Source organism: Candidatus Goldiibacteriota bacterium HGW-Goldbacteria-1 (genome assembly GCA_002839855.1).
Lineage (GTDB): Bacteria > Oederibacteriota > PGYV01 > PGYV01 > PGYV01 > PGYV01.
On record PGYV01000009.1, the window covers coordinates 67,842 to 74,186 of the forward strand.

7 protein-coding genes are annotated in these 6,345 nt (G+C 42.6%); all 7 read left to right on the forward strand.

Annotation, left to right across the window (positions count from 1 at the left end):
- The first annotated feature begins 5 nt into the window (after window positions 1–5).
- The 7 genes from CVV21_10560 (at window position 6) to CVV21_10590 (ending at window position 6,077) form a co-directional block, all read left to right on the forward strand.
- Window positions 6–227 (forward strand): hypothetical protein, encoded by a 222-nt coding sequence (locus CVV21_10560; GenBank protein PKL90975.1) that lies wholly within the window; start codon window positions 6–8, stop codon window positions 225–227.
- A 194-nt stretch (window positions 228–421) separates the two neighbouring features.
- Complete coding sequence (locus CVV21_10565) at window positions 422–1,021, forward strand: CDP-alcohol phosphatidyltransferase family protein (GenBank protein PKL90976.1); 600 nt, start codon at window positions 422–424, stop codon at window positions 1,019–1,021.
- 27 nt (window positions 1,022–1,048) lie between these two features.
- Window positions 1,049–2,179: an inositol-3-phosphate synthase gene (locus CVV21_10570; GenBank protein PKL90977.1), complete on the forward strand. Its 1,131-nt coding sequence runs from the start codon at window positions 1,049–1,051 to the stop codon at window positions 2,177–2,179.
- Entirely contained in the window at window positions 2,180–3,028 is an 849-nt protein-coding gene (locus CVV21_10575) for a hypothetical protein (GenBank protein PKL90978.1), read from the forward strand. It abuts the gene before it with no gap.
- 217 nt (window positions 3,029–3,245) lie between these two features.
- The gene (locus CVV21_10580; protein PKL90979.1) at window positions 3,246–4,400 is read left to right on the forward strand and encodes a hypothetical protein; all 1,155 of its coding nucleotides are present in this window, start codon (window positions 3,246–3,248) and stop codon (window positions 4,398–4,400) included.
- On the forward strand, window positions 4,400–5,260 hold the full coding sequence (locus CVV21_10585; protein ID PKL90980.1) for a hypothetical protein: 861 nt from the start codon (window positions 4,400–4,402) through the stop codon (window positions 5,258–5,260). The genes CVV21_10580 and CVV21_10585 overlap by 1 nt, the downstream gene beginning before the upstream one ends.
- Window positions 5,261–5,291: 31 nt before the next feature.
- Entirely contained in the window at window positions 5,292–6,077 is a 786-nt protein-coding gene (locus tag CVV21_10590; protein ID PKL90981.1) for a hypothetical protein, read from the forward strand.
- Window positions 6,078–6,345 lie beyond the last annotated feature (268 nt).

Here is a 6,345-nt window from a genome sequence, read left to right on the forward strand (position 1 = left end):
ATTATATGCCAAAAGAGGAAAAAAGCAAGAACTTTAAGGGCGGAAGCTGGGCGGCTTGGCAGCTGGGAAGCTGGGAAGTAACAACACGAGGGACAGATGCACGGAGGGACGAAAGGAATGGCTGTAAAGGCGCGGCTGGGCGGCTAAGCAGCTGGGCAAAGGCGAAAGGCCGGAAGATCGGTTTGGATCTGGTAGGCGCACCTTTTAAGGTGCGGCAGTTGATTTAGGTTTAGGTGTAGATGTTTACCAAAATGAAATGAAAAAAACCAACTGCCCCGGGCTAAAGCCCGCGCCTACCAATACCAAACCATGTTACCCAGTTACCCAGCTGCCTAGCTGCCTAGCCTCCGTTCCCCTTGACACCCTATTTTAAAAGTGTTATAAATCATATGTTTTATATAATTGGAGGGAAATTGTAAAAATGGGATACAAAACAGCCAGAGACGGCCTGAAAAAGTTCTTTGAAAACGCAATGGTGCCTTTACTTGTACTTTTAAATAAATTGCATATTACACCCAATTTTGTAACATGGGTTGGGCTTATTATTAATTTAGCAGGCGCTTTTCTTATATATAAGGGGCAATTTGTTGCAGGCGCAATTGTTATCATATTCGCAAGCATTTTTGACATGATAGACGGCTCCCTTGCCAGATATACAAACCAGAAATCAAAATTCGGCGGGTTTCTTGATTCCGTAACCGACAGGATATCAGAAGGCGCCCTTTACCTGGCTATTCTGATTTATTACCTGAACCTTGAGATACCAAATAAAACCGCGGTTGTTTTATGTTATGTGGTTATGTTTTCATCATTTCTTGTCAGCTATTTAAGGGCGCGCGCGGGCGGACTTAAAATAGACTGTTCCGGCGGAATCTTTACCCGCCCGGAGCGGATGGTGGTTATTTTACTTGGGCTTTTAATTAATCAGGCAGTCCCGGCGCTTTGGATTATGGCAGTATTATCCATAGTAACGGTTATTCAGCGGTTTTTGCTTGTCAACGAACAGGCAAAACATATTTAAATTCATAGAAATTTCAGGAGGAGAAAGATGGCAAAGATTAGAATGGCAATTGCAGGTTTAGGCAACTGCGCCTGGTCCCTGATGCAGGGGCTGGAGTTTTACAAGGACGTACAGGACAGCACGTTTATCCCCGGACTTATGAACGCCAACCTTGGGGGATACAGGGTGCGCGACATTGAACTTGTCGCGGCTTTTGACGTGGACAGCAATAAGGTTGGAAAAGACGTAAAGGACGCGCTGGAAGCCCTGCCTAACAACACGATTGAATTCGCTAAAATGAAAAAGACCGGCGTGAAATGCATGAGGGGCCCGACACTGGACGGCCTTGGCAAGTATTACAGGGAAGTTGTAACAGAGTCAGACGAGATTCCGGTTGACGTGGCAAAAGTATTAAAGGAAAAGAAAGTGGACGTGTTTGTAAGCTACATGCCTGTAGGGTCAGAAGAAGCGGTTCAGTATTACGCTTCGTGCGCCCTTGAAGCAAAATGCGCTTTTGTAAATGCCATCCCGGTCTTTATCGCGTCAAAGCCGGAATGGGCGGCAAAGTTTAAAAAAGCGGGGCTTCCTATTATCGGGGATGACATCAAATCGCAGGTAGGCGCCACGATAGTGCACAGGGTTTTAACCCAGCTTTTTGGAGACAGGGGCGTAAAAATACTGCGCACCTATCAGATTAACTTTGGCGGTAACATGGACTTTAAAAACATGCTGGAACGCGAACGCCTGTATTCAAAAAAGATTTCCAAAACCAACGCGGTTCTGTCCGCGATGCAGAATGACATTGACAGCAAAGAAGACGTTCACGTAGGGCCGTCTGACCACATCCCATGGCTTAAAGACCGCAAATGGTGCCACATAAGGATGGAAGGCGAAAACTTTGGAGGTGTCCCTTTAAACCTTGAATTAAAGCTGGAAGTATGGGATTCACCCAACAGCGCCGGCGTTATTATTGACGCGGTACGCTGCGCCAAGATAGCCCTTGATAAAAAAATAGGCGGAATACTGGAAGGGCCTTCGGCTTACTTTATGAAGACGCCCCCTATCCAGTACGATGACAACCTTGCCAAGACAATGGTTCAGAAATTTGTGGACAGCAAACAAACACCTGTTAAAAAATCCGCTAAAAAAGCGGTAAAAAAATCTTCAAAGAAGAAATAAATGTACCGCCTGCTTAAATTTACAGGCATGCTGTTAAAAAATATCCCGCGTACAGCGGGATATTTTTTTTTCAGCGCCATCTCTCTTATTTTATTTGCACTGGACGGCAATAAAAAGAAAATACTTCAAGACAATTTAAAACATGTCCTTAGCAAATTACCTGACAACAGGACGCTTAAAAAAAATTATTACAATTATGCAAGGTACTATTTTGACCTTTTTAAAAATACGTCTGAACTTTCAAAAAGTTTTAACCGCGAATCTTTTAAACCCATGGCAGATACCGTAAAAAGATACCTTGATAGCGGCAAAAGCATGATAATTACCACAATGCACTACGGCAACTGGGATTTAGGCGGCGCGATTTTAGCATCGTACTTTCCGGGTAAAGTAACAGCAGTGGTGGAAGAATTATCAGACGGAGCTTTTAAATGGTTTACCGAAACAAGAAGCAGCTGGGGTATGAATGTTATAAAATCCACGGATTTAAAAGCCATGTTAAAAGTCTTAAAATCAGGAAACCTTCTTGTACTTGTCTCTGACAGGGATTTGGAAAAAACAGGTTTTAATCCTTTATTTTTTGGCAAAAAAGCGTACATCCCTTCCGGGCCCGCGAAACTGTCGCTTTTATCGGGGGCTCCGGTGCTTTTTGCTGTTTTTAAAAGAAATGAAACTGACCTATTTAAATATGAACTTTCCTGGGATAACACTCTTATAAACAGTGAAAATCTTCCCCGCACCCCGGAAAACGAGGAAAAAATTACTAAAGAACTTGTATCAAAATTTGAAACTGTATTGAAACAGGATGCGTCACAGTGGTGCATGCTGCAGAAGGTTTGGCTGGAATAGTTTTGGACGCTTGGATGGTTAGAGGCTTAGAGGCTTGGCTGGAGCGAGCCTGCGAAGTTAAAATCCCCGGGCTTACGCGGATTATTTGGCTTTGGTAGACGCGGGTCTTTAGCCCGCGGCAGTTGATTTTTTTGGTGCATTAAAAACAAAACCTATACATAAATATTTATTTTATTTATAATAAACCGCTGTTAAAAATATTACAAAAAGAGAATATATGCCTGATACTTTTAAAAAAATAGCCATAGTGACGCCGTATTATTACCCGCTTTACGGCGGCGTACAGGAATACGTCTATCACCTTAAAAAAGAGTATCAAAAACTTGGATATTTTATAAAAGTAATCACTTCGCGTTTTAATAACGGCATATCTGAAGATGAAAAAGACGTAATAAGGATAGGGCGCGGGTATCCTATAACAGTAAACGGTTCCACAGGCAGAATAATACTGATGCGTGATAAAACAGAAATTAAAAAAGCGCTGGATGAGTATAATTTTGACATAATACATTATCAGGAACCCTTTGTCCCCTTTCTGTCGCATGAAGTTATAAAATATTCCAAAGCGCTAAACATAGCCACTTTTCACGCCAACTTTACTTCAAACATTTACTACAGGGCCGGAAAACTTTTTATTTCGCCTTTATGGAAAAAACTTCACGGAAAAATAGCGGTATCCCCTTCCGCAAAAAGCAGCATTTCCAGGTATTTTGACGGTACTGAAGTTGAAATAATACCAAACGGCGTTTCAACGTCGCGCTTTTCCCCCATAGGGGATAAAATAGAAAAATTCAACGACGGGATGTTAAACATACTTTTCACGGGCAGAATAGAAAAAAGAAAAGGGCTTGTGTATCTTATAAAAGCCTATGAAAAACTTAAAAAAACGCATTCACACATAAGGCTTATTGTTGTGGGACGCGGCCCTTTAATGCCGCAGCTTCAGAAATACATAAAAAAACACGCAATAAAAGACATCTTTTTTGAAGGTTTTGTTTCCACGGATGACCTTCCAAAATATTACAGGACCGCGCAGATATACTGCTCGCCCGCGCTTTTTGGCGAAAGTTTCGGCATTGTTTTGCTGGAAGCCATGTCCGCGGGAGTGCCTGTTGTTGCTTTTAACATAAGCGGATATAACGACGTTGTATCAAATATGGACGACGGTTTTCTTGCGCAGCCGCGCGACGTGCATGACCTGTCGCAGAAACTGGAAATTCTTATAACAAAAAAGCCCATTATGCTTGAACTTGGCGCGCGCGGCAGGATAAAAGCCAAACGCCACGCCTGGCCGGAAATAGCCAAAAAAAACCTGGAATTTTATAAAACTGTCTGGAATAAGAAGCTTACAGACAAAACAGAGGCGGTTTAATGTACTACATTATCGTGATTTTTACGGCTTTAATAACCCTTATCCCCATCAGGGCGCTGTACGCGGCCGCGTATTACATAACAAAAGTAATATTTTTTTTCTGGGCTGAAAAGTATAAAAATGTTGAGGATAATTATAAAACCGTACTGTTAAAAAAACTTGGCCGTTCCCCTTCTGATGCCGAACTTAAAAACACCATAAACGATAACCTTAAAAATTACGCCATGTTTAACGTGGAATTTTTATACCTTAATAAAATGGTAAAAAAAGGGGCTGTTCCTGAAATCCGCGGAACAGAAAAACTGGATGAATCCCTTAAAAAAGGCAAGGGCGTCATAATGTGCACCCTTCATTTTTCAAACTGGGATATTGCGGGGCTTACAATTTCTTCCCACTACGATAATGTCTGGGCGGTTGCCGATGACCTTGGCGGCGGATATTCAAAATTTATACAGGAAACCCGCGGAAAATACGGCATACATATTGTGCTTCCAAATAAAAACCTTAAAGACGCCTACCGCTGCCTGGAAAATAACGGCATTTTAAACGTGCTTGTGGACAGGCCTGTTACGCCTTTGGAAAAAGGCGCTGTGGAAGTGGAATTTTTTGGAAGAAAAACACATGTGGCATCTTTTGCCGCAAGGCTTGCTTTAAAAACAGGCGCAGCATTAATGCTTGGCTGCGTCATAAGGGAAAATGAAAAGTTTTACGGAAATCCCGGAGAAATTATAGAGTATAATGTTACCGGTAATACCGATACAGACCTGCAGGTAATAACACAAAAAATAATGAATCACGCGGAAAAACTTATATCAGCACATCCGGAACAGTGGTATATGTTCCGCAGGTTTTGGAAATAAAAAAAACCTATTTTAATCATAAGGAGCTTCAATGTCAAAAAAGAAAAATTCATTTTTTACACAGCACCCTCCACACGGCTACGCGGTGGACAGGCATATGGAATTCATAAAACAGGAACACCTTATCGGATACAGTAAAGCGGATACCCACCTGCATACAACCGCCAGCGACGCTGTGAACACGCCTGAAGAGGTTGTGGACTATGTGGAACATCACACCGACCTATCTATTATAGGGGTTACTGACCACGACCAGATAAAAGGCGGAATAGCCGCGCAGGAATACGCCCTTAAAAAAAAATACAGGGTTCAGGTAATTGTGGGAGAAGAAGTAAGCACTTTAAAAGGCCACCTTATAGGGCTTTTTATGAAAAAAAGGATAAGAAGATACACATCTTTAATTGACACTATAAAATCAATTCACGAACAGGGCGGAATAGTGGTTGTCCCGCATCCTTTAAGCTGGCTTACCACATCTGTGGGAGAACAGGCATTTAAAACGGTAATAGACCATAAGGACCCGCTTGTATATTTTGACGCTGTGGAACTTTTAAACCCCGCCATAGCAGGCAAGATAACCGACGGCAAAGCAGCTAAAATCAATAAGGAATTCTGGAAACTTCCCGTAACCGGCGGGTCTGACAGCCATTCTTTTGAAGGCGTGGGCGATGCCTATACTTTGTTTAAGGGAAAAACAATTGAAGACTTCCGCACCGCCATCAAAGAAGGCACCACGTTTTTTGGCGGCACATACTGGGACTTTCAGGACCACTGGGATTTGTTTATAAAAAAGGTCAAGAAATTCAAGGTTTTTTAAAATAGATGCTTGGATGGTTAGAGGCTTAGAAGCTTGGTAAAATCTAAATCAACTGCCCCCTAACACTTGCGCTCGTAAACTCACGCAAGCCCGGGGATTTCCGCTTCACAGGTTCGCTCCAACCGCGGGCTAAAGGGACGCGCCTGCCACTGCATACAACAAACCCCGGTAAGGCCGAGGGACGGAAGCAACGATAAACATTGAGATTCGAAATTCGAAAATTTGATTAACACCTGCAGGGGTTGGGTGTGTTTTTTCAGTATGCGCC